We start from the raw sequence: 26,867 nt of genomic DNA on the forward strand, positions 1-26,867 counted from the left end.
GGCTCTGGCGAGCAAGGGGTCCCCAGAACGAAAACAGAAAGTGGTCCCAGTTGTTTTTGCAACAGCGTCAAAAACCTAAACTCAAATAAAATAGGAGGCATATATGATAAAGATAACGCCAGTTGAACGTAATGCTGATGATAATTACTTTGAAGCTTTACAAGTCTTGAATCTTAAACCATCTAATGCAGGTTCATTAATGATAGATAGTTTGGCATCTGAACGCGCGAACTCATTTGACTGAAAAAATATAGAAACTAACTCACATAAGTTTAATAAATATATAAAAGATAAACCGTGATTTATAGAAGATTTATATGATTTATCTAAACGTTCATTGTTAAAAGAAAGAGTATGATTTGTAATTATCGATGATTACATTGAACCTTGCTTAATTAATCAAATTTCAGTTAGAAATAGAGATAAAAAAATTTTAAAGGCTATTATTACTGTTGCAACCATAAACTTTAAAGATTGTGACTGATTAGTTCAATATAGCTATGATATTACAAAAGATAAAGTTGAATTTAACTTAGATTCATTACAAAAAAATGAGCAAAAAATAGATGATATAGAACGAATTATAAGGGACAAAATTTTAGAAAATAATTGAAATCCAAAACAAAATGGAATTCCAATTGTACAATGAAATTCATTTCCCAAAAATACTAATTTCTATGACTTAGCAATTGAGAAGGCAGAGAAATTAAACATTGTAAATGATGTAATAGTTGACCAAATTCTTAATTTAATGCAAAAACAACAAGAATTTAATTCTGATCAAGAAACCGGTAATCCTGATTCTGCTACAAACCTGAAAGATTCAAAAAATAGATATATGAAAATATCTAATCAAGTATCTTCAATGACGACAGAAGAATGAACTAAACAAATAGCTTTATACTCACCTAATTCTTTGATATTAAAAGAGTTTAGAGATACTGCTGATTGGTTAGAAGAAGACATAAAAAAACATGGTAAGGCTATTAAGGATGATGATAATGATTCAGCTCAAAAAAATAATGCAGAAATATTAAATATTAATAGAAGCGCAACTGATGCATTAGAACTTAATAAAGATCAATATGAAAATAATTTAAGAATATTAATATCACTATTTGATAAAACAGAAATTGAAAATGTTAATGTTAAATTGCCATTTAGAACTATTAACAAAACAATCATAGATAATGCAGAAGAGATAATGATTAAATCAGGCAATTCAAAAGGGGGAATAAAATAATGAAAAAGTTACCATATGAACAAATATGATTTTCACTTGAAGAATATTTGAAAGATAATACATTTGGTAAACCTTATTTGTCTACAGTTCCTTCAAAATGAAAAAAAGAGTTTTCAACAGTAACGGATATGTATAACACAATAATGTTAGATATTCAGTATCATGTAAATCTTTTCTTTAATGAATTATTTTCACATATTGAAGTACATGTATTGCCTATTAATAAATTGAAATTAATTAAAGCCGCATGTTATTCTACATTTGTTTCAAAATTATATGGAATGCTAATTACAGATAAAAATGTAAAACAAACTTTTTCAAATAATTAAGGTTATTCAATTGAAGAAAATCAAACAAGAGAAACTAATCATTATCAAGATATATTTACACCAAGTGCTATTAAAGCTCTTAATCAGACTCAAATAAAACAATTATAAAAAATATACACAACATGAGAAGAAGTATTTGCACATATTAAAGACAAAAATTTTGATTATATCTATACATCAGCTGAAATTGATGAATTAATTGAAATTATAAAAATTGAATCTGAAAACTTATTTAAAGATATTGCAACATATGTTGGATAGGTTAGACAAACATAAAACAGAGTTAGCTAATAATAAAGATATTATTAATAATATTTCAGTATCATTAGTAGAAAATGAAGAATTAGTGAATAAATTTGAGGAAAAACTTGAAACAAAATTTACAAAAGAATTAGATACTTTAAAAAATCAATTTAAAAATTTAAATAATTTATTGTTAAAATCAATACCACCAATAATTAGAGTTCCTTTGGATTTCGGTTTTGATGAAGATTTATGAGAATTAATAGATGAACCAATTAAAATGAAAAAATTAAAAATTAATCCAAAGGATATTAAAGTTAGTGGTAAACTTTCTGATGCAAATTTCATCTATGAAATAAAAAATGTTAGCAAATAATATAATTATTACTTATTTTTTGCATGAAGAATTGCTTTATCAAATTCACTTCTTTTTGGCAAAAATATATCAATTGTTTCTCAATCAATATGAACAAACGACATTAGAACTTACGAATTCTTTAATGCAATTAGTAATGAAACTAGAATTATAGCTTCAGGAGAAAATTATACATTATTTAAGAAACTAATCATTCAAAAAGAATATGACATCTTTTCTGAAGGCATAAAAAATAATCTTTTTATAGAAACAACAAGACAAAAGTTTAAGGAAATTTATAGTTATGATTCTGAAACACCAAAAAATGAAATTGTATTAAAATATAAAAATTTATAATAATGGAAAATATTATCTTCAGGAGGTAAAAGATGCAAAATAATGAAATATTTAAAGAAATTATTAAAAATGTTAATAAAAAAGTTGTAATAAATTTGGATTTAATGACAGATAAACAAAAAGCAATTTTTCATTGGAATTGTTTTATTAAATGATTTACTCATTTTTTATATTTTGTTTTATATAATGCTTTTGCTACTGTTGGTTGATTTAGTATTATACAAAGTAATGGTTTAGATAATACATATCATCAATTAGCACAATATTCAGGTATTACATTTTATTGTGCTGGTCACGTTACTTTAAATTTAGTTCAAGGAGTTGTTGTTTGATTTACTAAAAGACCTAAATATGACAAAAAAATACAAGAAGGTGGAAATCCAATAATTAAAAAAACTGGGTTTAGAATAACAATGTTTTCAATAATTGTTTTACCACTTGTTTTATATTCAATAGGGAGATTAATAATTAATATTAAATATAAAGATCAAAAAATAAAAAAACTAGTAATTTAAAAAGATTGGAGAAACAAAATGGGTCTACAACAAAAATTAATTAATGAGTATAAAAAAAATCAAAATATTAAAAAGCAAATTTTAGAATTAGAAAAACAACATAAACTTAATTTAGTTTATAAAAAAGATTTAGAAGAATTAGATGATTTAAAAAATCAATTAAAAGAAATTACATATAAATCTGATTCTTCTTATAATGAATGAAATTACTTAAAGAAATCGATGGATACACCATCAATGGAGGAAATATATGTCAAAGATTCGCAAGAAGATAGACCCAGTGAATTACCACAGGTTTAAAAAAGATATTGAATAAAAGTATCAAAAAGTAGAAGAAGAATATAATGAACTAGTTAAGCAAAATGGTTGAAAAGATGGTAAAGCTAGAACATTTGCAATGATGAAAAATTATATTTCATATATGAAAAAAGAACGTTTAGAATACGAAGGAGATTAATATGCCTAATCCCATGACTTTAAATCCAGATGAAATTATTTATGAATAAGATGAACAAATAGAAAGTTTACCAATTGGTCAAAGAAAAACATATTATATTTATGAGCTTAAAAAGCTTATAAAAGGAAAGACTGATTCACTTTTAACATTTTCGCCCAATAGTGTAAATTTAGTGATAATTGATAAAGATGAATATTTGAAGTTTGAAGTTTGAAGACCAGATGCTCAAACATATGAATATCGTACTAAACAATCTGTATCAAATATAGATGGTGAAGTTGATATTGCTCAATATGAAAAAGAAAATGTATATTCATATTTAGATTTAACAGGATCTTTAAATTTTGAAAATGGAAAGATATTTAAATATTCAAGAAATAAGTTATATATGGTATCTGAATTTATTTTAGAAACAGATGACGATATAACTAATTTTTGTTATTTAATTCAAAAAATAGATGCAGATAGTCCATTAACAGATAACATGAATGGAAATAAAAATATTGAAATTGTAGATCTAAATACATGAGCTGCCCGTGATAGCAATAATGCAATATTTAGAATTGGTAAACAGTTAAATTCTCTTGAATTAAAAGAATTAAAAATAACTGCACCTAGTTCATTTTTACTTTCCAATTTAAAAGTATTGGGGGAAACAAAAGAGGGTACTGAATTATTTCCTGAAATTATATCTAAAAGTGATTTAATTCCAATTTGAGTTAATCCTATTGAAATTAATGATCAAGGTGAAGTTAATTTATTTAATTTTTGAATGACAGATAATATTCTTCCATGAGAAAAAGCAAAAAAATTTATAAATACAACAGAAATAAATGACTTGATAAAGGGTGAAGAAGTGGAAGAAATTAGTGATTCTGTAACATTCAATTAGGACGAATTAGATAAATTAGAATTTGATTACAAAGGACAATACACTGAAAAAACATGAGTAACAACAGGTATTGGTGAAGGATATTGAGATAAAAAATAATTTTATTATGAAAGAAAAACACAACAAATACCAGGTAATAGTCCTACATTTGAAGAATATAATAGAAAAATTAAATATGCTAATAGCTATGAAAAATTAAGATCTGTTAGCGTTTATTTTAGAAGTAAATTAATTAAATCAACACTTATTAATTTACTTTCTGAAATATTAACAGCAAGTTTTAATTACAAAAATAATTTTAAAGGTGCAGGATATAAAGATAATCAGACGGGTGAACTTAATGAAATGGCAAAATATAAACAAGAATTTGAAGGTAAAACAATTGTTGAATATATTGATGGACTTGAAAAAAATTGAGAACAAAAATATCCTAATGAAATTGAAAAAGAACAATATAAAAATTACAAAGCAATTAGATCAATGTTATCTCACAATATATTTGGTTCATTATCAATTAATGAGGGTAAAAATGAGGATAACAAAATATTGTTACCTTGATTTTTTGAATTACAAACTAATCCGGTTTGGACAGGCAAAAATCCTGATGATGGAACAGGTATTTGAAAATTCAAAGATACAATTAAAGTTAAATTAAAAAGCTCATACTTTAATTTAGAGAATATATTAAATAATAAATTTCAAGCCTCTTTAAAAAATACTATTTCAGATTCAATAGCAATCAAAACAAATAAGGACAGATTTATTTGACCTTTTCTACCAAATCAAATTGATGAAACACAATTACCTTCGTTATCTGTCAAAGATTTCAAATTAGAAGATGAAAATATAGGTAAATTTATTGTTAATGTTTCAAAGACATGAATAAATTATTTTGGCAAAAAAGATGAAATATTTAAAATTAATTATCAAAATGTAGTTAATTTAAATAATAAAAGTAATTTGGAGTACATTTTTGAGTTAGAAACTGTAAATCCAAAGTTAATAGATATCTCCGGTATTTACGGTTCAGGTAATTGAAAAATTGAATTTATTGATAAGGGAGGAAAGAGTATTTTAATAGATAATTTAATTTTATTTAAAATAAATAAACAAAATATTACTAAAGTAAAAATGCTAATATAATAAATAGAGGTGAAAAAATGTTTAAAAAAATTTTATCTTTATTATCATTGCCTGTGTTGACTGTAACACCAATGGTTGTAGTTTCATGTTCTAATAAATTCAGTTACAATTTAAATGAAAATGACATGTCTTTAATAACCAAGATATCTCAAGAATTAAGTGATTTTTCAATTAAAAAAGAAACTTTGTTAAAAGATATTTTTGGAGAATTAGATAAACAAAAAGCATTGATTTTTAATAAATTTCAAGAAGAAATAAATGGTCAATATACAGATAAGGAATATACTGAAAAGAAAAAGGAATTCAATAAATTAGATATTTCTATTGTTTATTTTAATAAAGAATATGATGTTGTCAGAGATGAAAGCGGGCATGGATGAAGTTATTACAAAAAAAGTTATAATAAAAATTCAGAACAATTTAAACAGGGTAATTGGTCAGAATGATTAGAATTATCTATAAATAACTTTTCAGTTGCAAGAACTGGTAAAAAATGAAAAACTGACAAATATTCTGAAATTTCAAAAAATATGTTAATAGTATTAGGTGACATAAAAATTAGTCATGATAAAGAACAACTGAAAAATGCTTGAATTGATGGTATAAAAGTTAATACTAAATTTGAATAGAGCTTATGCTCTATTTTTATTTAAATAAATAATATAATTATCTAGAAAGGAGGTAAATAATATGTTATTTAATCGTAAAGAAGAATATAAATTTTTATTAAACAAAAGAAGGGGAGAAATTGAAGCAAGAGATATAGAACTTCTTGAAAATAGAGACAAAAAAAGATATATCCTCATTAAAGTCAAATCCAGAACAATCACAACAGAGTTTGGAAATTTAACATTCGATAGACATATCTATAAACATTATATAAAGAAAAAATGAAAATATATAGCCCTAATTGATGAAGAATTAAAATTAAAGAAATGATCTAAACTAGATTTAAATTTAGTTGAATTAATCAAAGAACAATTAGGTACTGGAAAACGTTATAGAGATATTATTGATATGTTCCCGGAAGCTAAATTATCTTTAATGACTATTTCAAGAATCTTTAAATCTATAAAAAATGAAGATAAAAGAAACAAAGTTGAGAGAAAAATCAGTTTAGTTGATAAACAAAGAGTATATATTTTTGTTGATGATGCATTTGTTAATGTTGATAGGTTTAAAAATAAATATAAATGAAGAAAGTTAAAAATAAATAAGGATACTCAAATAAGAGTAGTTTCTTTTTGCACAGGTTTTGATATTAAAACAATTCATAAAAAACGTAGGAAATTAAAAGATAAAAGAACTACATTTTTTATAGGAAAAGATGAAAAATTAACAACAGAAAAATTAGCTATAAGAATTTATGAATTAGGATGTAATTTTTATGATAACTTTGAAAATGCTAAATTAGTAGTTGGAGGAGATGGTGCTATTTGAATTAAAGAGTTGGCATCGTTTATAGGAGCTAATTACATTTTAGACAGATTCCATGCAGTTAGAGAATTTAGAAAACTATTTTTATTTAACGGTAAATATCATGGTAAAGAATTATTTAGAATAGCGATAAATTTATTTTATTCAGGTAATTATAAAGAATTAATACAATTATTAGAAATTGAAGCACCAAAAGAAGTATTCAAATATTTTAAAAATAATAGGATAGGAATAATTAATCAAAGTGCAGAATGAAATATAGGAGTATCAGCTGAATCAGAAGTTTCAAGACTTGTTAAATCTGCATTAGGATATGGAAGTAAAGTATATTCACTAATAGTATTAAAAAATATGCTCAATGAAAGAGCATATAAATTAAATAATAACTTAATATTTTAAGTCAATTACAATACTTTAATTTCAGTTATGATTCTAAAATATTTTTTATCATCATTTGTTAATAAATGAATTTCACCTGCGTTTATAATTTCTAAATTTCAATCCTTTGTTAAAATTAGAAATTTATCCTTATCAATTACTTTAGAAGTTTTAAAAGGATAAGAAACATGCTTCTTAGCATCATCAAAACTTTTGAATGAATTAACTAGTATAATTTTTGCACTTTCATTTGCATTTTTGCTAATTTCTATAATTGGATATATGTACATTTTATAATTCTCCTTTCATTTTTAATTATACATTTTTTAACAAATCTAAAAAATTTGTATTTTTTGCTTTGTTTAAATGTTAAAAAATGTATAATAAAAGTACAATTGAATGAAAATCGTATTTTCCGTTCCCTACCTTTAAGTTATGCACCCATTTTAAAAACTTTACTTTAACTTTAAATAAATTATAATTAAAAAGTATTTAATTCTGATTGACGTTTATTTTAAAAAAGAACTAAACAAAAAATAATAAAAAAAATAAAGAAATGGAGAAAAATAAAAATATGGCAGATATTAAATTTATGGCCCTAGGGGGTCAAGATGAGAGAGGAAAAAATATTTTTGTTATAAGTGTTAACGATAATTTATATATTTTTGATGCAGGAATTAAATTTCCAGAAAGAAGTGTTTTGGGAATAGATATAATTATTCCTAATTTTGAATATTTAAAAGCAAATGCAAAAAAAATTAAAGGAATTTTTCTTTCAAATCCAAGCTCAAATAATTCAGGAGCAATTAGTTATATTTTAAGAGAAATTGATGTACCAGTTTATTGTAATGAACTTACAACAACAATTTTAAAATATAGAAATATGAAGTATAGAATTAAAAATAGAGAAAATAATTTTAAAATTATAAATGATAAAGATGTAATATCATTTGAAGATGTAAAAATTGAAGTTTTTAGAACAACTGCAGCATTTCCAGAGTCTTTTGGATTTGCAATTCATACAGAAGATGGAGTTATAGTTTATGCAGGTGATTACATTATTGATGGAAATGAGCAATCATATTTTTCAACAGATATGAATCATTTAAATCAAATTTCTCAAAAAGGAGTTTTAGCTTTTATTAGTGATGCAGAATATGCTTCAAGAATTGATTATACTGTTCCAAATCATAGAATTGAAAAATTTATTTCAGCACCAATGAAAGATAAAAAAAGACGTCTAATTTTAGGAATGTTTGAAGAAGATGTATTTAAACTATTTGAAATAATAAAACAAGCAAAAGCAAATGAAAGAAAGATTGCTGTTTATGGCAAAACAATTAAAAAAGTAGTTGAATCAAAAGTAATTCAAGAAAGTTTACAAATATCTTCAAAAGATATTATAAGTATTGAGGAGTTTATGAAATCAGAAGATGGAATTTTACTTTTAACTGGAGCAGGAGATCTTTTATATACAAGACTTGCTAAAATTGCTGCTGGAAATGATGAAAAAGTTGAATTTACAGAGAATGATACAATTATTTTGGCAACTCCTCCAGCTGCAGGAGTTGAAAAAAGACATGCAGAAATTTTAGATGAATTGGCAAGAACAAATGCTAAATTAGTATCATTGAGTGATAAAAATATTTGATCAATGAGAGCAAGTTATGAAGATATTAAATTAATGACAAGAATAATGAAACCAAAATCATTTATTCCTATTAAAGGTTTATATAAAGATTTTTTAAATGCGGAAAGAGCAGCTATAGAAGCTGGAGTTCAAAAGAAAAATATTCAATTAATTAATAATGGTCAAATTTTAAAAATAGGAAATGATGGTAAATTAGTAATTGCATCTGATTTAATTAAAACAGCAGATGTTTATGTAGATGGAATTGGTGTTGGTGATATTGGATCTGTTGTTTTAAATGAAAGAAAGCAATTAGCAACAGATGGTGCTGTTATAATTGGAGCTAATGTTAATAATAAGACCAAAGATTTAATATCATTAATTGATATTCAAATGCGTGGAGTTATTTATATAACAGAAGAAAATGCAATTTTTAAATTAATGCAAAAGCAAATTATTGATATTTTAGATAAATATAAAAATGAATCTAAAACAAATCCAAATGCATATGATTTAAATGCAATTAAAAAAGAAATTGTTTCTAGAATTAGAACTACTTTAAAGCAAGAAACAGGAAAACAACCGATTGTTTTAGTTATAATTAATGAACTTGATGGATCATTTTTTGAACCCAAATCTAATAAAATAAAAAATTCATAGTTATTAATAACTGTGAATTTTATTATTTGATTAAAAAAAGTCATTAAAATATATTAAAATTATAAGGTAAGGGCAAATAAATATAAGGTGAAATCATGAATAATTTCAATGGGCAAAACAATCAAAATGATAATGATCGCACAATAGCTTTTACTATTCAAAAAAAGCAAAGAAAAGTAGATTCAGTAGCTTGAATAGTTGGAGCTTTATTATTATTTTTTTTAAATTTAATATCATTGGGTAGAATTACTATAATTGGTCAATTTATAGATGATGTAATTTTTAATTTACCTTTTGGATGATTTAAGTATTTTTTATATGCTTTATTTTTTCTAATTGATTTTGCAATTTATTTTGGAATTAAATTTAAACCAAAAAAAAGATTTATTGCAATGATTTTATTAACTTGAGTTGTATTGTGTTGAATAATATCATCAATTTTATTCATAGTTGCATATCATGTTAATACATATCAATTTAAAGTTGACAATATTTGATCAAAAACAATATTAAAAGATTCTATAAATTCATATATTTCAAATTGAAAGAATAACTCTTTATGAGGAGAAGATAATGGAACTATTTGATTGGCTAAGCCAAATACATATTTTACTTTTTGAGCAGGGGGAGGATTAATAGGAACAATCCTTTCAGGTATAGGAGCATATACTTCAATTTATTTTGGACTAATTATCTCACTATTTTTCTTTACTTTGGATATGATTTGAATTTTTACAGGAGATGCATTTTTCTTTTTTAAACCGAAATCAAAAAGAGTTGGAAAAAGATTAAGAATTTTATCTTTAAAAAATAATAAAATTAAAATTGCTGATCATAATTATAATTCAAAACCTAAAAGAGAAAAAATAATTAAAGGTATTTTCAATATTATAAATGTTGAAGACGATGTTACTTTTGATGAAAGAGAAATTTTAGCTTCTGTAAAAGAATCAGATATAACTATAGAAATGCCAAGTTTTAATAGATATAAAGAGAAAAATATATATGCAGAAGTTGACAATGATTTTTACAATGATGACTTTGCAAATATAGATTTAGAAAGATATAACTTAAATAGAAATTACCCAGAAGAGTTTGCTCAACAACCAAATCAAGGTATGAATAGATTTGTAGATTTTGATTTGGACAAAAGAAGAGAAGAAGCTAAAAATCGAGTACAATCATTAGTAAAAGATGAACCACAATCTTATATACCTAGAAGAGAAAAAGATTCTGATTACAATATTTCTATGCCTATAGAGTCAAAGTATGGTCAAATTTCAACAGAAGAAGCAAGAAAAGAATTGGCAAAAGAAACTAATATAACACCATTTGGTGCAAATGGAAAAACTCAAGAGCTTTTAAAAACAAGAAATAAAAAAGATAAATTAAGTGATAATTTAAATGGCCAAATTACTTTAGAACATTTTATTAATGAAACTCAAAAAGAAAAAGAAGAAGCAAAAAAACAAGTTGAAGATTATGGAACTTATACTTCACCAATGCAAGAAAATCTTGCAAGAAATATTTTATATTCTTCAAATGGATATCAATCAAGAAATAATTATAATCAAACAATTGAGGTTAATAAAAATAAAGCAATTGAAAAAAAACAATATGTAAATACTTCATATCAATTACCTTCAATTGATATTCTTAAAGAAAGTATTACGAATTCTAAAGATCAAGAAGAAACAAGAATGATTGCTAAAGAAAAAGCTGAAAGAATTAATGAAACATTTAAACAATTTGGTGTAAAAGCAGCTGTAAAACATATGAATATTGGTCCAAGTGTAATAAAATTTGAAATTCAACCAGAACCAGGAACAAAAGTTAATAGTATTACTTCTCTTGAAAATGATTTAAAATTAGCACTTGCAAGTCAAAATGTTAGAATTGAAGCTCCAATTCAAGGAAAAGCTGCAGTTGGTATTGAAGTGCCAAACGAAAAACCAGAAATGGTACCAATGAGAGGTGTTATTGAAAATACACCAATTGTTAAAATGGGCAATAAATTATTATTTGCTATTGGAAAAACTGTTACTGGAGAATTATTATTTGGTGAATTAGATAAAATGCCACATTTACTAGTTGCTGGATCAACTGGAAGTGGTAAGTCAGTTATGATAAATGGAATTATCTCATCTATTTTAATGAGAGCAAAACCTCATGAAGTTAAATTCTTAATGATCGATCCTAAAAAAGTTGAAATGTCAGTATATTCTACAATACCACATTTATTAGCACCTGTTATAAGTGATATGAATATTGCAAACAGTGCACTTAAAAAAGTAATAAATGAAATGGAAAGAAGATATGCATTATTTACAACTCATGGTGTAAAAAATATATCAGGATTTAATGCAAAACAGAATTCTGCAACAAATAAATTGCCTTATTTTGTAATTATTATTGATGAATTAGCTGATTTAATGATGACTTCAAATAAAAAAGATGTTGAAGACTCAATTATGAGACTTACACAATTGTCACGTGCTGCAGGAATTCATTTAATTGTTGCAACTCAAAGACCTTCAACAGATGTTATTACTGGAGTTATTAAATCAAATATTCCTGTAAGAATAGCATTTTCTGTTGCTTCATCAATTGACTCAAGAACTATTCTTGATTCAAATGGAGCAGAAAAATTAATTGGTAAAGGTGATTTATTATATACAATACCTGGAATTACTTCACTTGTAAGAGCACAAGGTGCGTATATTAGTGATGATGAAATTGAACGATTAGTAAAACATTGTTCAAGCCAACAACAACAAATTTTTGAAACAGAGTTTATAAAACAAGATGAAGAAGAAACATATTCAGTTCATTTGGGAGTTGGAAGAGATTCAATGTTTGATGAAATTAAAGATTATGTAATTAGAACTCAAAAAGCATCTACAAGTTTAATTCAAAGAAAATTTAATATAGGTTATAATCGTGCTGCAAGAATAATTGATGAACTTGAAGAGAGCGGAATTATTGGACCACAAAATGGTTCAAAACCAAGAGAAGTTTATATTAAAAATGAAGATATGTATTAAAATCAACAAATTAACTGTTGATTTTTTTACACTATATAATAAATAAAAAGGAGAAATTTTATGGAAAACATAGTAAAAAACTTACCAGAAAAACCTGGTTGTTATTTGTATAAAAATAAAGATAATAAAATAATCTATGTTGGTAAAGCAAAAAATCTCAAAAAAAGAGTCTCAAGTTATTTTAATAAAGCTCATAATTATAAAACTACTAAATTAGTAAGAGATATATGTGATATTGAAACTATAGTTACAGAAAATGAAAAAGAGTCATTAATTCTAGAACAAAATTTAATAAAAAAATATAGACCAAGATATAATATTGTATTAAATGATGACAAAAAATATCCTTATATTGCAATAACAAAAGAAAAAGATCCTATATATGTTTATACAAGAAATTATGACAATAAAAATCAAATATATTTTGGACCACTTCCTGATGGAACTAGTGCTAGAAATATTTTAAAAACATTAGAAAGAATCTATCCTTTAAGAAGATGTAAAGGTAATTTAAATAAACCCTGTATTCATTTTCATATTGATCATTGTTCAGGGGCTTGTTTTAAAGAAGTGGATCAAAATTATTATAAAAATCAAATAAATAATGTAAAGAATTTTTTTAATAGAACAAATGATGATTTTAAAAGTAAATTAGAAGAAAAAATGTTTATTGCATCTAATAATTTACAATTTGAAGAAGCACAAAGAATTAAAAATATTATATCTCACTTAAATTTCTCAATTATTGAACAGTTTGTTGATTTTAATGATAATTTGAATAGAGATGTATTTAATTATTATCAAACAGAAGAGTACGTTTGTTTTATAGTTTTGTTTTATAGAAGTGGAAAATTAATATTAAAGGATCAAATAATAATTAAAAATGAAATAGAAGATATAAACTCATTATTTGAAAATTTTATTATGCAAATATATTCAAAGAATATGCTTCCTGACTATATTGTTATTCCACAATCTTTAAATAGTAGTAGTTTAAAATTATTATTTCAAAATAAAATAACATATCCTTTAGACGATTCAACATTAAAAATTTTGGAATTAGCAGAAAATAATGCAAAAGAATATATAAGACAAGAAGAACTTTATAAAAAGCAAAAATCAATTAGTAAAGAAGAACTTTTAAATGAAGTTCAAAAAACATTAAATTTACCAAAATATCCTTATCATATAGAAATGTTTGATGTTGCAAATATTTTAGATGAATTTGTAACAGGAGCAATGGTTGTCTTTAAAGGAGGTCAACCAAGTTTTAATGATTTTAGAAAATATAACATAATAATTGATGAAAAAGGTGATTTTCAAAGAATGCAAAATATTATTTATAGAAGATATCAAAAAGATATTGCAAGTAGTGCAAATTTACCAGATTTAATAATAATGGATGGGGGTAAAATTCAATTACATGCTGCTAAATCTCAATTAGAACTTTTAGATTTAGATATTCCAGTTATTGGACTTGCAAAAAATGATAAGCATAAAACAGAATATATTTTGAATTTTAATGAAAAAGAAATATATTTAGAAAAAACAACTGAGGTTTTTAAATTTTTAGAGTTGATTCAAAATAGAGTTCATAATTATGCAATATCTAGTTTTAGAAAAAAACATACAAAGTCTTTCTCAAAAGATGATTTATCACAAATAAAAGGTGTTGGAGAAAAAACAATTCAAAAAATAAATCAACTTTATCCTTCAAGAATGGATTTTTATAATTTAAATTATCAGGATATAAAAAAAATAGTTAAGAAAGATCATATAGTATTAGCTATTAAGGAAATAAAAAGAAAAATAGAAAGTAAAAAATAACAATATAATACTTATTTTTTTATTAAAAAAATGTATAATATTTTAGTTAAATAAAAGGGGATTAATATGACAGATAAAGATATTATTTTAACTGCAGAAGGTTTAGAAGAATTAAAAGATGAGTTAGCACATTTAATTAATAATGTTCGTCCACAAGTTATTGAAGAATTGGTTGAAGCTCGTGCGCAAGGAGATTTATCAGAAAATGCAGATTATGATGCAGCAAGAAATAGACAAGCAGAAGTAGAAGCAAGAATTAAAGAAGTAGAAGCAATGCTGTCTAAAGCAAAAATTATTGAAGATACTAATTCAAAAAATAAAGAAGTTAAAATTGGAAGTCAAGTAATTTTTACAAATCAAAAAACTAAAAAAGAAATGAAAGTAAAAATTGTTGGAGCTATTGAAGCTGATCCATTTGAAAATAAAATTTCAAATGAATCACCATTAGCAAAAGCTATGATGAGTAAAGTAGTTGGAGATTCAGTTGAAGTTAGAGAACTTAAAGAACCTTACAAAATAACAATTAATGATATTAAATAATTTGACCTAATAAAGATATTAGGTTTTTTTATATAAGGAGAAAACTATGATAAAAGTTCAAAGTACATTTAAAAATAATTTACCAACAATTTATCTAGTTGGAACTCCAATTGGTAATTTAGATGATATCTCTAAAAGAGTTATAGAAGTTTTTCAAAAAGCTGATGTTATTTATTGTGAAGACACTAGAGTAAGCTTTAAATTATTTGACAAGTTAAATATAAACAAAAAGCTTAAATCTTTACATAAATTTAATGAATATTTAATTAGTGAAAGTTTTATTGAAGATATTAACAAACATAAAAATATAGTAATTATAAGTGATTCTGGAGTTCCTTGTATAAGTGATCCAGGAGCAATAATTATAAGTAAAGTTTTAGAAAGTAACATTTTAGTCAATATTACTTCAGTTAATTGTGGTCCTGCATATATTCATGCACTTGCTTCAAGTGGTTTTGTTTCTAGAAAAAATTTATTTTTAGGTTTTTTGGATAAAAAAAATATTGAAAAAGAATTTTATGAAATTCTTAATAAACATAAAAATAATGAAGTTATTATAAGTTTTTATGAATCTGTTCATAGAATTCAATCAACTATAAATCAATTATCTTTAATCTTAAATAAAAATACAAAATTATTACTTGCTAGAGAATTAACTAAAATAAATGAAGAATTTTTAAGAGGCACAATAGCTGAAATTTGTGATTATATAAATAACAATCAATTAACTCTTAAAGGAGAATTTTGTGTAGTTATAGATTCTAACTATAATTTAGAACAAGAAATAAAAATTGATATAGAAAAAATATTAATTGAAGTAGAAAATTTAATAAAAGAAAATGTAAGTAAAAAAGATGCAATAAAAACTATTTCAAAAAAATATAATATTAAAAAAAATGAATTAACTAAATTTTTTTATAAATAATAAAATTTTTCTGATATTTATAAAGATATAAATATAAGGAGGTTTTTATATGGAAAAATTAACTGTAGAACAATCAATAAAAGTAGTTGGGGGAAAAGCAGCTAGTGGAGCTCTTTTTAATGGTATAGGTTCAATTATAAAAAGTACTTCAGATTTATTTACAAACTTAATTGGAGCAATTTCAACAACTGTATTTGGAGCTTTAACTATAAATAGAAATGATAAAGTTGAGTTAAAAATAGGTAATTCTACTTTTAAAGCTGACAATAGTATTTCAAATAAAGTAAATGCAGAAAATAAAGTCTCACAAATGCCAAATGTTGTAAATTTATTTTAGGGTTCATGAGAACCTTTTTTATTTAAAAATATAAAAAAAAATATAAATTTGTTCTTAAAATGGTATAAAATAATTTAGGTTGCTAGTTTCAACCGCACTTTTGTATGTAAAAAAAAGTAGTTTGAAAAATAACTCACATACAAGGCGAGTCTAGACTGGAGGAATAAAGATGTTCGCAATTATAAAAACAGGTGGAAAACAAATTAAAGTTTCAAAAGATGATGAAATCTATGTAGAAAAATTAGACATAGAAGAAGGTAAAAAAGTTATTTTTAATGAAATTTTAATGATTGATGGAACTGTAGGTTCTCCTTTAATTAAAGGAGTAACAGTTATTGGAACTGTTGTTAAACAAGGTAAAGGAAAAAAACTTAGAGTTGTTAGATATCACCCTAAAAAAAATGTTAATAAAGTGTATGGTCATAGACAACCATACACAAAAGTAAAAATTGAAGAAATTTCATTAAGTGGTACAAAATCTATAGTAAATACATCAACTGAATCAAAAACTACAGTTTCTGTAGAAAAAGCTGCACCAAAACCAAAAACTGAGGAATAGTAAATGGTAAAATCTAAAATTGTTAAAAAAAACAATATAATAAATTCATTTGTAATAAAAGGACATGCAAATTTTGATCAATTTGGTCAAGATTTAGTATGTGCTGGAATTACAGCAATAGTTTCTGGAACATTAAATGCTTTAGATATTAAGTTTAAGAATTATGTTGAACTTAATGTTGATAAAAATGAAATAAGTATAAAAGTTATAAAAAATGATAATTTATTAAATCATTTGTTAGAATTTATGATTATTCAGTTAGAAACTATTGAGGTACAATACCCAAAGAATTTTAAAATAGAAAGGATGATTTAATATGCGTTTCTTATTAGGATTACAATATTTTGCTTCTAAAAAGGGAGTTGGTTCAACTAAAAATGGACGTGACTCAGAATCAAAACGTTTAGGAGCTAAAAAAGCAGATGGTCAATTTGCTAATGCAGGTTCAATTATTTTCAGACAAAGAGGAACAAAAATCCATCCAGGTGTAAATGTTGGACTTGGTGGAGATGATACATTATTTGCTTTAGTTTCAGGTATAGTTAAGTACCAAAAGTTTGGTAAAAATAGAACTAGAGCAGTAGTTATTCCACAAGAATCTAAATAATAATATAAGACCCCATTAGAGGGTTTTTTTAATAAAATGGGGAAGATATTGATGTTAATTTTGTTATTTGTTGGATTTATTTTTATAGTATTAGTATTTTTAGTTTTTTATTTTTTTAAAATATATAAACTTAAAAATAAGTAAAATACTAATAAAAATATAAAAAAAGATTTAGAAGAGTTTAAAAAAACTTTTCAAAATAAGGCAGACAAAAAAGTTTTAATTAAACAATTGAATATAAATGAATTTTTTAATATTTTTCCTTTTATGAGTTAATTTAAGGAAATTAAAAAAATATATTTCAATGAAGATTTATTAAAAATTTTAAAGCATACTCAAAATAGTTTTTATAAATTTTGAGCAAATAAAGAGTATGAGCTTTTTATTATTTTGGAAAAGCTTTCAAAAGAGAAACTCATAATATTTTCATCAGAAAATATAATTAAAATTTATAATGAATTTTCAATAGAAATTTTTAATTTATTTCAAAATACTTTTATTCAAGAAATAGTTCCAGCAACTATATATAAATTTGAGAAAAAAAATTATAAGAAATTAAGTCCAGATATGATAAATGATTTTATAGATGAACAATTTAATGAATTTTGTAAGAGAATAGATAAAATAATTCAAATTATGCAATCAGAACTTTATGATAAACAAAATGAATATTATACAAAAACACAAAATAATTTTAATAATGACAATGAACAAAAATTAAGTAAAGCATATAAAATCTTAGAAGTATCACCTTTAGATACAGATGATAAAATAAAAAAAGCATATTTAAAATTAGCAAAGCTTTATCATCCAGATAAAAATAATACAGAATATGCAAAACAAAAAATGGTTGAAATAAATAATGCTTATGATATTGTCCAAAAGAATAGAAAGAAAAATTAAGGTAATTAAAAATGAATGTAGAAAAAGATATATTACTTGGTCAATATTTTGATCAAGCCTTAGAAGAAACAAAAAAAATAGTTGCAATTCCTTCATATAGAAGAGATTTAACATATGGAGCTGCTGTTAACGAAGATATTAAAAAAGTTTTAAAACATTGTATAGAATTATTAAAATCTTTTGGTTTTGAAACATTTGTAGCTCCAGATTATAGATATGGTTATGCAGACTATGAAACTGGTGATAAATTATTTGGTATTATTTGTCACTTAGATGTTGTTCCAGCTGGAAATATTGATGAGTGAAAAACTAATCCATTTGAACCTATAATTAAAGATGGAAAATTAATAGGTAGAGGAACTTTTGATGATAAAGGACCTACAATGATTAATATTTTTGCTTTTAAATATTTAATTGATCATGGATTTAAACCAGATTATAAAATAAGATTTATTTTTGGAACAAGTGAAGAAACAAATTGAGAATGTATGGAAGCTTATGTTAAAAATGAACAATTATGTGATTTGGGATATGTTCCAGATGGACATTTTCCAGTTGTTTATGCTGAAAAATGAATTGCTGATGTAGATTTAATTGGAAAATTTAATTCAGAATTTGAAATAAGTGGAGGAGAAGTTTATAATGCAGTAAACGATTTGGTTAAATATAAAGGACCAAAACAAAAAGAAATAGCTTCTTGATTAAAAGAAAACTCAATAGATTCATATGAAAATGAAGGATATTTATTTGTTAAAGGTGTATCAGCACATGGAAGTTTACCATTTAAAGGTATATCAGCTTCAACTTGATTGTTAAAAGCAATTGATAAAAGTGGATTAAAACATCCTTTAGCACAATTTGTTGCAAAATATGGACATTTAAATTTTGATATGAAAGAAATTTTTGGAGATTTAACAGATGAAACTGGTAATTTAACAGCATGTAATGGAATTATAAACATTTCAAAAGATGATTTTAGATTTACAATAAATTTTAGAATTCCTTGTACAAGAGATCCTAAAAAAGATGTTGTAGATGTATTAGAAAAGTTTGTAAAAGATAAAGGTTTAGAATTAAAATTATCTTCAATTGAAGACAGAGTTTATTTTCCAAAAGATAGTGATGTTGTAAAAAACATTATGGAAGTTTATAAAGAAGTTACTGGAGATTTAAATGCAGAACCAATTGCAATTGGAGGGGGAACATTTGCAAAATCAATGCCTAATATGATTGCTTTTGGAGCAGAATTTGATTTAAATGATTCAACAATGCATGCTTACAATGAATATGTAAAAATAGATGATTTGAAAAAAATGATGGAAATTTATGCAAAATCATTGGTTAAATTAACAAAGTTTAAATAATGTTTAAAAGCACTAATTAATAAATAAAAAAGAAGTATACAAAAAATATTAAAAACACATGTAATATTTAAAGATGTGTTTTTAATATTTTTTATTTCTTTTTATTAAAGAACTAAAAATACTTAAAAGCAGTTTAAATTATAATTAATGTTTAGCAATGAAAAATCAATTAAATAATAATATTTTTAATATTTTTCATTTTGTATTATTTTTTTGTTTAAAATATAGCTTTAAAAAATGTTATACTATATTTGTTTGTATATTTATTTTGGGTATGCAATCACATTTGGGAATTTTATATCCTAGTGCTTGTTAACTTTAATTAAACGAGTGGATATATTTAGAACCATAATGGAAGACTAACGAATAAAAATTAAGGAGGCCTTAAAAATGGCAAAAGATTTAACAAGAGAACAGTTATGAGACGCTGGAGCTCAATTTGGACATCAAACTAAACGTTGAAATCCAAAAATGAAACCATATATTTATGGAGCAAAAAACAAAAATCATATTATTGATTTACAACAAACAATTTGAAGATTAGAAGATGTTAAAAAATATGTTACTTCAATTGGACAAAAAAAAGAAAAAATTATTTTTGTTGGTACAAAAAGAAGTGCTAAAAATGCAGTAAAAGAAGCTGCATTAAGAAGTGGAAACTTTTTTGTTAACTCAAGATGATTGGGTGGAACTTTAACAAACATGAAAACTATTTCACTAAGAATTAAAGCTTTATGAGATATTGAAAATGAAGAAAAAACTGGAAAAATTAACTTAAGACCTAAAAAAGAACAAATTTTAATTAGAAAAGAAAAAGCAAAATTAGAAAAAACTTTAGGTGGAATTAAACAAATGCATAAACTACCTGCAGCTATGTTTGTAGTTGATCCAAAAACTGATGAAATTGCAGTAAAAGAAGCAAGAAAATTAAGAATACCAGTTATTGCAATTTGTGATACAAATGTGGATCCAGATATGGTTGACTTTGTAATTCCTGCAAATGATGATATTCAAGAATCAGTAAATATTATTACTAATTTTATAGTTAATGTTTATGCTGAAGCAGCTGGAATTAAAATGCAACCAAGTAATTTAAAAGTTGTTGCACAGAAAAAAGAAGAAAAACAATATGATGGAGAAAGAAAACCATATACACCAAGAAATAATGATTTTAATAATGAAAGACCAGCATATAAAAAACCTGCAGTAAAAAATGAAGAAATAAAATAGGAGAGATGAAAAATGGCAGTTACACCACAATTAATTAAAGAATTAAGAGAAATGACTTCTGCTGGAATGATGGACTGTAAAAAAGCTTTAGAAGCTACAAACGGAAACATTGATGAAGCAGTAGTATGATTAAGAGAAAATGGTTTAGCAAAAGCAGCTAAAAAAGCTGATAGAGTTGCAGCAGAAGGAGTTTCTTTTGCTAAAACAGATGGAAAAAGAGCAATTATATTTGAAGTAAATTCTGAAACAGATTTTGTTTCAAAAAATGATAAATTTATGACTTTAATTGAAAATATTGGAAATGCTTTATTAAATTCTAATGCATCAACTTTGCAAGAAGCATTAGAAATTAAATTAGATTCAGGACAAACAATTAGTGAAGCTTGTATAGAAGCAACAGCAACAATTGGAGAAAAAATTGAATTAAGAAGAATTGCTGCAGTTGAAGGTGAAAAATTATCAATTTATAATCATGCAAATAAAAGAATTTCAGTATTATTAGCATTTGATGGAAATATTGGAGATGAAGATGCTTACAATGTATGTATGCACGTTGCTGCTATGGAACCAAAATATTTAGAAGAATCAGATGTAGCTCAGGAATTTAAAGATCAAGAAATGCACATTATTAAAGAGACAACTGATTTAACAGGAAAACCTGAAAATGTAGCTGAAGGGATTTTAAAAGGTAAATTAAATAAAAAACTTGCTGATGTTACTTTATTAGCACAAAGTTTTGTTATGGATGAAAAACAAACTGTTGGAAATTTTGTTAAATCAAAAGGAGCAAAACTAACTCAAATGTTTAGGTTTGAAGTTGGAGAAGGTATTGAAAAAAACACTACAGATTTTGCAGCAGAAGTTGCAGCACAGTTAGCAGGTAATTAATTATGAATTTATTAGCTGCATTAGAAAATAATAATTTATTAGTTCTTTCAATTGTACTGCTTTTAATAATACCTCTTGCTTCAATTTCATCATGATATATAACAATTAAATTTCAAAAATCAAAGTCAGAAATAAAATTTGCAAATAAAATATTAGTTTCAACAATGTTGAGTTTTCAAATTATTTCAATTTTTACTTCAATCTTGGTTTTACTTTCATATTTAGGAATATTAGCTTCTAATAATACTAGTTTAAGTCAAACATTAGTAATAGTATTTATTGTAGTTTCACTTTTATTATCTGCTGCATGATTTATAATGGTAATTTTCTTTTCAAATCAAATATGATTTTATGTTGAAAAAGAAGAAGGAAAATTAATTACATTAGGAGAGACAATTAAATTATCTAAAGTAACAAAGATTATTGAAGATGATGAAAAAAGTGCAGTTTATATTAATTATTTAGAAGGAAAAAGAACACTTAAAAAACTTAAATTTAGTAAAAATACAACAATTGGAATGTATTTTTTAGAAAATGTAGAAAAAATTGGTTTTACTTTAGAAAAAGGTACAGAACTTACTTATTTTAAAGAAGAAGTGGCAAAAATTAGAGCAGAGGCTTTACAAAATTCAATAAATGAAAGTAAAGAAAAAGAAAATAAAAAAGATGATGATTCATCAAAAGAAGAAAAATAATTTTCAAAACACATTTTATATGTGTTTTTCTTTTATTTATATATAAAATAATTATGAAAAAGGCAGAGGTAGCTATTAATTAAAAGCTTGAGAAACACTCTTAGAACCTGATCTAGTTAATACTAGCGTAGGAAGTCCTTTAAAAGACAAGTTCTGCTTTTTTCATAGAGGAATTTCATGAATAAAAACACAATTAAATTAACAATTAGTTTATCAACTATTAGAATTTTATTATTTTTAGCTTTAATAATTTGAGCAATTATTTCAGTTATCAATGTTGGTTCAGAAGGAACAAAAATGCCTATAGGAAAAAATATTACTGTAAGTATTTGTTTTTCATTATTTTTTATATTATTTCTATTAATGAATATTTCATTAATATTAAATGTTATTTTTGACAGTTCGCATTTAAATAATAAAATAATTATTGCTCTCTCTATAATTACATTAAATATTGAAACAATAATTATATATTTGAAAAATATAGATTTCAAAAAAATAAGTTTTAAAATGCAGAAATGAACGGCATTTGATATAACATCAATTGCCTTACTTTTAGGTTTATATTTTGCAATAGGTTTTGTATCAAGTTTAATTCCACCAATGCCATTTTATATAACGATATCTTTTAAATATATACCTCTATTTTTTGGAGCCTTTATTTTACCATTGTTTGGATGTATAACACTTTGTTTTTTATCAGCAACTTTAACAGCTTTTATGCCAGGAACACCTCTAGCATTTTGACAATTTTTATTTGATTATTGAATACCTATATTTTGTATTTTCATTGCTTATTTTTTTGCACCAAATATTAAATTAAATAAATTAATAAATAAAATATCAATTTGATTTGCATTTATAACTATACCAATATTAATTATTTATTTTTCAAGAGTAATATCAGGAGTTATTTATTGATTAAATCCAAACAAAGTAGACGTATGAAAAGAATTTGATTGAACAAATAATATAGAGTATTCATTTATTTATAATTCTTTTAACAGTATTTTTGATTATGTACTATTAATGATTTGTGTACCTAGCATATGTGAATCACTTTGAGTTATTAAAGAAAGGTTTTTCTTTAATAAAAATTTAAATAACTAAAAAACAAACACTTTTTATCAAAAAAAATAAGGGATTTTGTTATAATTTATCTAGCGAGGTAAATATGGCATTAAAATTTAAAAGAGTTTTATTGAAAATATCTGGTGAAGCCTTAAAAGGAAGTGGAGATATTTATGATAAGGAAAAACTAGATGAAGTTGCAAAACAAGTTATTCATTTAACAAAACAAGGATTGCAAATTGGTATTGTCATTGGAGGAGGAAATATTTGAAGAGGTAAATTGGCAGATACTCTTGAATTATTTAGAATAGAAGCTGATTATATGGGAATGCTTGCAACAATTATGAATGCTCTAGCATTTGAAGCAACACTAAGGAAATTGGGATTTGATAAAGTAAAAGTATATTCTTCTTTAGAAATCAAAACAGTTACAAGTTCATATAACTATAGAAATGCAAGAGAAAAACTTGATGAAGGTTATGTAACAATATTTGCTGGAGGTACTGGTTATAGTTATTTTACAACTGATACAGGAGCAAGCATAAGAGCTATAGAAATAAAAGCAGATGCTTTATTAATGGCTAAAAATGGAACAAAGGGAGTTTATGATTCAGATCCAAATACAAACACTGAAGCAAAATTTTTAAAAAATTTAACTCATAATGATTTAGTAAGTAAAAATTTAAAAGTTATGGATTCAACTGCAGCTGCATTATCAAGAGATGGCAAGTTAGAAATAGTTGTATTTGATATGAATGGAACAGATAATATAATTAAAATTGCACATGGTGAATTAGAATGCACTGTAATTAAATAAAAAAGGAGAAAATAAAATGATAAATGAAATAGTTCAATTAGCAGAACTTAATATGCAAGATTCAATAGAAAGTTTCAAAGATTACTTATCAAAAGTTAGAACTGGAAGAGCAAATGCAAATATGTTAAATAGTGTAATGGTTGATTTTTATGGAACACTAACACCGATTAATCAAACTGCACAAATTTCATCACCTGAACCACAACAATTAGTTATTAAACCTTATGATAGAAGTCAAGTTGGAGCTGTGATTGCAGGAATTAATAAAGCTGATTTAGGATTAAATACAATTGGAGAAGCTGATCTAGTTAGAATTAATATACCTGCTCTAACTGAAGATATTAGAAAAGATTTGGTTAAAAAAATGTTAAAAGAACTTGAGGGATTTAAAGTTAGAGTTAGAAATACAAGAAGAGATGCTAACGATAAAATTAAAAAAGATACAAGTTCACCTGAAGATATTAAAAAAGATTTAGAAAATCAAATTCAAAAATTAACAGATAAATATATTGATATTTTGGATAACTTAGCAAAAGAAAAAGAAGCTGAATTAATGAAAATATAAAAAATTTTTGCTTTTTCAAAATTATTTATTAAATTAACTGTAATATTTTAAAAGATTACAGTTAATTTCACTTAAATAAAAATATTTTATTAATTATAAATTTAGTTCAAAAATTTCTTAATAAGTTTTAAGTTTAGTATATAGGTATGTGATAAAATAAATTTAGAATTTTAAATTTAAAAATAGGAGAAGAAATATGAAAAAAATTTTTACAATTTTATTTTCATTTGGTTTAGTATCTACAAATGGATTTATTTTATCAAATGTTGTATCTTGTGGAGATAATTTTAAATTACCTTCAGAACCAAAAGATTTAGAAGAAGCCCAAAAATTATTTGATGAATATAGTAAAAAAATGAAGAACTTTCAAAAAAACTTAAAGAAGAGATGGAAAAGGCAAATATAAAAGAACAAGATGAGAAATTTCCTGAATTTTCTAAAAAAATGAAATTGCTCAAAAAATATATATAAATGGAATGTTAACTATGGCATATAGTTGTAAAGTTTCTTATTTTAAAGCTGAAAATAAAGATAAAATAATTTCTGATATGGATAAAGAATTTAAAAACATTGAAAAATATATGAAAAAATGTTTCACGGATAAAACTTATAAAAATATATTATCAATTATTGAATGAGCTAAAAATGATCCAATACAAAAATAATTAATTTATTTTATATTTAAAGTAAGGTTTTCCTTATAAGGGTAACCTTTTTTATTATTTTTTATTTATTCTAATTCTATAATTATTATAAAAGTTTAATCTTGCTCATGCAATTTCCATACATTGATTGATGTTTTAAATCTGAGATATGTTCTTATATTTTCATCTTTTAAACAACTATAAAAACTATAAAAACTTTTATGTTTGCCATTATGATGAGGTGCTCCTGGTTTTGAATAACTTCTAATAATTTGTAAAACAATACATAAACTTATGTAATTCTCAGAAGTATATTTATTTCTATTATCTGAATACAATAATACTAGATCTAAATATTTTCTATTTTTATATGCAATTTTTACAGCTTTAAGAACTAAATCTGTCTTTTGAACATCTAATATTTTAGATTTTCCTATTATTTCTCCAGTTAAATTATCTTGAACTGTGCAAATATAACCTTTTTTTTAACTGTAAATTAAGTTATATTACTGGTTTAAATGTTTTCAAATCCCATTTCTTTTGCTTCATTTAGATAATTTTTTCTAATAGTTTCTTAGTATAATATGTCATATAATTGAGTTTAAAATATTGAAATCATCTTTTAGTACTATAAGCAATAAGAAAATTATTTTTGTCAATTTCTGAAATAATTAAATTCATAATTCTCGCATCATTGACGAAATTCATTAAAGTTTTATTTATTTTATATGTTGATGTTTTATTGATATTTAAGATTTTGTTAATCACTTAATTAAATCAAATTGAGTATAATTTGTATCTTGAAATTCATCAACCATAATATAATCAAAACGCATTTTTCAATTATTTTTGAACTATTTATTTTTGGTTTTCTCCTTGGAGGCTCATTGTTTTTTAAAATATCATTCTCTTTAATTAGTTCTTTATTATAGTCAAATAGAATTCCTATAAATAAATTATTTGCCTTTTGAGATATAACTATAATTTATTTTTTAAGGTAAACGAGGTTTTGTCTCACTTATCTTTGTATTTTTATATTTGTTAATTATTGCTCCAATTGATTCAATAATTGATTTAAATTTTAATTCTATTTCTTTTAGAGAATAGCAATTTAAAATTAATTTAATAATTATTTCTTTTTTCTTATTGAGTTCATTTTCTATATTTTTCATTTCTATTTTTGTATAAAAAATGTCGCCTGAAGGTTCCCCC

General features: G+C 23.9%; 32 protein-coding genes, 1 pseudogene, 1 riboswitch and 1 other annotated feature. Of the genes and pseudogenes, 29 read left to right on the forward strand and 4 right to left on the reverse strand.

The genetic code is table 4. The features are described from left to right. The first annotated feature begins 103 nt into the window (after positions 1–103). The 10 genes from AACK92_RS01600 (at position 104) to AACK92_RS01645 (ending at position 7,370) form a co-directional block, all read left to right on the forward strand. Positions 104–1,243, forward strand: a complete 1,140-nt coding sequence (locus tag AACK92_RS01600; RefSeq protein WP_339021359.1) for a hypothetical protein — start codon at positions 104–106, stop codon at positions 1,241–1,243. Then, a complete protein-coding gene (locus AACK92_RS01605; RefSeq protein ID WP_339021361.1) occupies positions 1,243–1,572 on the forward strand; it encodes a hypothetical protein in 330 nt (109 codons plus the stop codon). Before AACK92_RS01600 ends, AACK92_RS01605 begins: the two co-directional genes overlap by 1 nt. Before the next feature lie 250 nt (positions 1,573–1,822). Further along, positions 1,823–2,191 carry a hypothetical protein gene (locus AACK92_RS01610; RefSeq protein WP_339021362.1) on the forward strand — a complete coding sequence of 123 codons (369 nt, stop codon included), beginning with the start codon at positions 1,823–1,825 and terminating at the stop codon, positions 2,189–2,191. Continuing rightward, on the forward strand, positions 2,178–2,345 hold the full coding sequence (locus tag AACK92_RS01615; RefSeq protein WP_339021363.1) for a hypothetical protein: 168 nt from the start codon (positions 2,178–2,180) through the stop codon (positions 2,343–2,345). Before AACK92_RS01610 ends, AACK92_RS01615 begins: the two co-directional genes overlap by 14 nt. A gap of 214 nt (positions 2,346–2,559) precedes the next feature. Next, a complete protein-coding gene (locus AACK92_RS01620) occupies positions 2,560–3,042 on the forward strand; it encodes a hypothetical protein (RefSeq protein WP_339021364.1) in 483 nt (160 codons plus the stop codon). An 18-nt stretch (positions 3,043–3,060) separates the two neighbouring features. Continuing rightward, the gene (locus tag AACK92_RS01625; protein WP_339021366.1) at positions 3,061–3,342 is read left to right on the forward strand and encodes a hypothetical protein; all 282 of its coding nucleotides are present in this window, start codon (positions 3,061–3,063) and stop codon (positions 3,340–3,342) included. Positions 3,343–3,671: 329 nt separating this feature from the next. Next, the gene (locus AACK92_RS01630; RefSeq protein WP_339021368.1) at positions 3,672–4,391 is read left to right on the forward strand and encodes a hypothetical protein; all 720 of its coding nucleotides are present in this window, start codon (positions 3,672–3,674) and stop codon (positions 4,389–4,391) included. 345 nt (positions 4,392–4,736) lie between these two features. Continuing rightward, a complete protein-coding gene (locus tag AACK92_RS01635) occupies positions 4,737–5,534 on the forward strand; it encodes a hypothetical protein (protein WP_339021370.1) in 798 nt (265 codons plus the stop codon). 17 nt (positions 5,535–5,551) lie between these two features. Then, on the forward strand, positions 5,552–6,163 hold the full coding sequence (locus tag AACK92_RS01640) for a hypothetical protein (RefSeq protein ID WP_339021372.1): 612 nt from the start codon (positions 5,552–5,554) through the stop codon (positions 6,161–6,163). A 61-nt stretch (positions 6,164–6,224) separates the two neighbouring features. Continuing rightward, the gene (locus tag AACK92_RS01645) at positions 6,225–7,370 is read left to right on the forward strand and encodes an Mbov_0401 family ICE element transposase-like protein (protein WP_339021374.1); all 1,146 of its coding nucleotides are present in this window, start codon (positions 6,225–6,227) and stop codon (positions 7,368–7,370) included. Between the two features lie 5 nt (positions 7,371–7,375). On the opposite strand, the gene AACK92_RS01650 is transcribed toward AACK92_RS01645, so the two are convergent. Then, positions 7,376–7,639 (reverse strand): hypothetical protein, encoded by a 264-nt coding sequence (locus tag AACK92_RS01650; protein ID WP_339021375.1) that lies wholly within the window; start codon positions 7,637–7,639, stop codon positions 7,376–7,378. A 284-nt stretch (positions 7,640–7,923) separates the two neighbouring features. Here AACK92_RS01650 and AACK92_RS01655 point away from each other — a divergent pair, with 284 nt between their 5' ends. From AACK92_RS01655 to AACK92_RS01745, 19 genes and pseudogenes are all read left to right on the forward strand, one after another. Further along, entirely contained in the window at positions 7,924–9,639 is a 1,716-nt protein-coding gene (locus tag AACK92_RS01655) for a ribonuclease J (protein ID WP_339021377.1), read from the forward strand. 95 nt (positions 9,640–9,734) lie between these two features. Then, the gene (locus tag AACK92_RS01660) at positions 9,735–12,683 is read left to right on the forward strand and encodes a DNA translocase FtsK (protein ID WP_339021379.1); all 2,949 of its coding nucleotides are present in this window, start codon (positions 9,735–9,737) and stop codon (positions 12,681–12,683) included. Between the two features lie 60 nt (positions 12,684–12,743). Next, a complete protein-coding gene (gene uvrC, locus AACK92_RS01665; protein WP_339021380.1) occupies positions 12,744–14,510 on the forward strand; it encodes an excinuclease ABC subunit UvrC in 1,767 nt (588 codons plus the stop codon). A gap of 66 nt (positions 14,511–14,576) precedes the next feature. Next, positions 14,577–15,050 carry a transcription elongation factor GreA gene (gene greA, locus AACK92_RS01670; RefSeq protein ID WP_339021381.1) on the forward strand — a complete coding sequence of 158 codons (474 nt, stop codon included), beginning with the start codon at positions 14,577–14,579 and terminating at the stop codon, positions 15,048–15,050. A 46-nt stretch (positions 15,051–15,096) separates the two neighbouring features. Then, complete coding sequence (gene rsmI, locus AACK92_RS01675) at positions 15,097–15,975, forward strand: 16S rRNA (cytidine(1402)-2'-O)-methyltransferase (RefSeq protein WP_339021383.1); 879 nt, start codon at positions 15,097–15,099, stop codon at positions 15,973–15,975. Positions 15,976–16,024: 49 nt separating this feature from the next. Then, complete coding sequence (locus AACK92_RS01680) at positions 16,025–16,312, forward strand: hypothetical protein (protein WP_339021385.1); 288 nt, start codon at positions 16,025–16,027, stop codon at positions 16,310–16,312. Between the two features lie 80 nt (positions 16,313–16,392). Then, positions 16,393–16,474 (forward strand) — a sequence feature (ribosomal protein L21 leader region). 7 nt (positions 16,475–16,481) lie between these two features. Then, positions 16,482–16,778 (forward strand): annotated as a pseudogene (rplU, locus tag AACK92_RS01685) (50S ribosomal protein L21); the annotation flags it as partial. 96 nt (positions 16,779–16,874) lie between these two features. Then, positions 16,875–17,186 (forward strand): ribosomal-processing cysteine protease Prp, encoded by a 312-nt coding sequence (locus tag AACK92_RS01690; protein ID WP_339021386.1) that lies wholly within the window; start codon positions 16,875–16,877, stop codon positions 17,184–17,186. 1 nt (position 17,187) lies between these two features. After that, positions 17,188–17,478 carry a 50S ribosomal protein L27 gene (rpmA, locus tag AACK92_RS01695; RefSeq protein WP_339021387.1) on the forward strand — a complete coding sequence of 97 codons (291 nt, stop codon included), beginning with the start codon at positions 17,188–17,190 and terminating at the stop codon, positions 17,476–17,478. Between the two features lie 390 nt (positions 17,479–17,868). Further along, positions 17,869–18,381 (forward strand): J domain-containing protein, encoded by a 513-nt coding sequence (locus AACK92_RS01700; RefSeq protein WP_339021389.1) that lies wholly within the window; start codon positions 17,869–17,871, stop codon positions 18,379–18,381. 11 nt (positions 18,382–18,392) lie between these two features. Then, positions 18,393–19,745 (forward strand): Sapep family Mn(2+)-dependent dipeptidase, encoded by a 1,353-nt coding sequence (locus AACK92_RS01705; protein WP_339021390.1) that lies wholly within the window; start codon positions 18,393–18,395, stop codon positions 19,743–19,745. Between the two features lie 390 nt (positions 19,746–20,135). Next, a complete protein-coding gene (gene rpsB / locus AACK92_RS01710) occupies positions 20,136–20,975 on the forward strand; it encodes a 30S ribosomal protein S2 (RefSeq protein WP_339021391.1) in 840 nt (279 codons plus the stop codon). Positions 20,976–20,987: 12 nt separating this feature from the next. Next, on the forward strand, positions 20,988–21,863 hold the full coding sequence (gene tsf / locus AACK92_RS01715) for a translation elongation factor Ts (protein WP_339021392.1): 876 nt from the start codon (positions 20,988–20,990) through the stop codon (positions 21,861–21,863). 2 nt (positions 21,864–21,865) lie between these two features. Then, the gene (locus AACK92_RS01720; protein ID WP_339021393.1) at positions 21,866–22,558 is read left to right on the forward strand and encodes a hypothetical protein; all 693 of its coding nucleotides are present in this window, start codon (positions 21,866–21,868) and stop codon (positions 22,556–22,558) included. 54 nt (positions 22,559–22,612) lie between these two features. Continuing rightward, positions 22,613–22,710: riboswitch (TPP riboswitch) on the forward strand. A 25-nt stretch (positions 22,711–22,735) separates the two neighbouring features. Beyond that, positions 22,736–23,668 (forward strand): energy-coupled thiamine transporter ThiT, encoded by a 933-nt coding sequence (locus AACK92_RS01725; RefSeq protein ID WP_339021394.1) that lies wholly within the window; start codon positions 22,736–22,738, stop codon positions 23,666–23,668. Between the two features lie 64 nt (positions 23,669–23,732). Beyond that, positions 23,733–24,446: a UMP kinase gene (gene pyrH / locus AACK92_RS01730; RefSeq protein WP_339021395.1), complete on the forward strand. Its 714-nt coding sequence runs from the start codon at positions 23,733–23,735 to the stop codon at positions 24,444–24,446. 16 nt (positions 24,447–24,462) lie between these two features. Beyond that, positions 24,463–25,011 carry a ribosome recycling factor gene (gene frr, locus AACK92_RS01735; RefSeq protein WP_339021397.1) on the forward strand — a complete coding sequence of 183 codons (549 nt, stop codon included), beginning with the start codon at positions 24,463–24,465 and terminating at the stop codon, positions 25,009–25,011. A 196-nt stretch (positions 25,012–25,207) separates the two neighbouring features. Next, positions 25,208–25,417, forward strand: coding sequence for a hypothetical protein (locus tag AACK92_RS01740; protein ID WP_339021398.1), 210 nt, complete (start codon positions 25,208–25,210; stop codon positions 25,415–25,417). Positions 25,418–25,496: 79 nt separating this feature from the next. Next, positions 25,497–25,676: a hypothetical protein gene (locus tag AACK92_RS01745; RefSeq protein WP_339021400.1), complete on the forward strand. Its 180-nt coding sequence runs from the start codon at positions 25,497–25,499 to the stop codon at positions 25,674–25,676. 95 nt (positions 25,677–25,771) lie between these two features. Here the strand turns inward: AACK92_RS01745 and AACK92_RS01750 are convergent, their stop codons facing one another. From AACK92_RS01750 to AACK92_RS01755, 3 genes are all read right to left on the reverse strand, one after another. Next, positions 25,772–25,993 (reverse strand): hypothetical protein, encoded by a 222-nt coding sequence (locus AACK92_RS01750; RefSeq protein WP_339021402.1) that lies wholly within the window; start codon positions 25,991–25,993, stop codon positions 25,772–25,774. A gap of 411 nt (positions 25,994–26,404) precedes the next feature. Continuing rightward, positions 26,405–26,491 (reverse strand): UvrD-helicase domain-containing protein, encoded by an 87-nt coding sequence (locus tag AACK92_RS05810; protein ID WP_422397878.1) that lies wholly within the window; start codon positions 26,489–26,491, stop codon positions 26,405–26,407. Between the two features lie 156 nt (positions 26,492–26,647). Continuing rightward, a complete protein-coding gene (locus AACK92_RS01755) occupies positions 26,648–26,827 on the reverse strand; it encodes a hypothetical protein (RefSeq protein WP_339021403.1) in 180 nt (59 codons plus the stop codon). Between the last annotated feature and the right edge of the window lie 40 nt (positions 26,828–26,867).

This window comes from Spiroplasma endosymbiont of Atherix ibis (assembly GCF_964020005.1).
Taxonomy (GTDB): Bacteria; Bacillota_I; Bacilli_A; order Mycoplasmatales; family Mycoplasmataceae; genus Spiroplasma_A.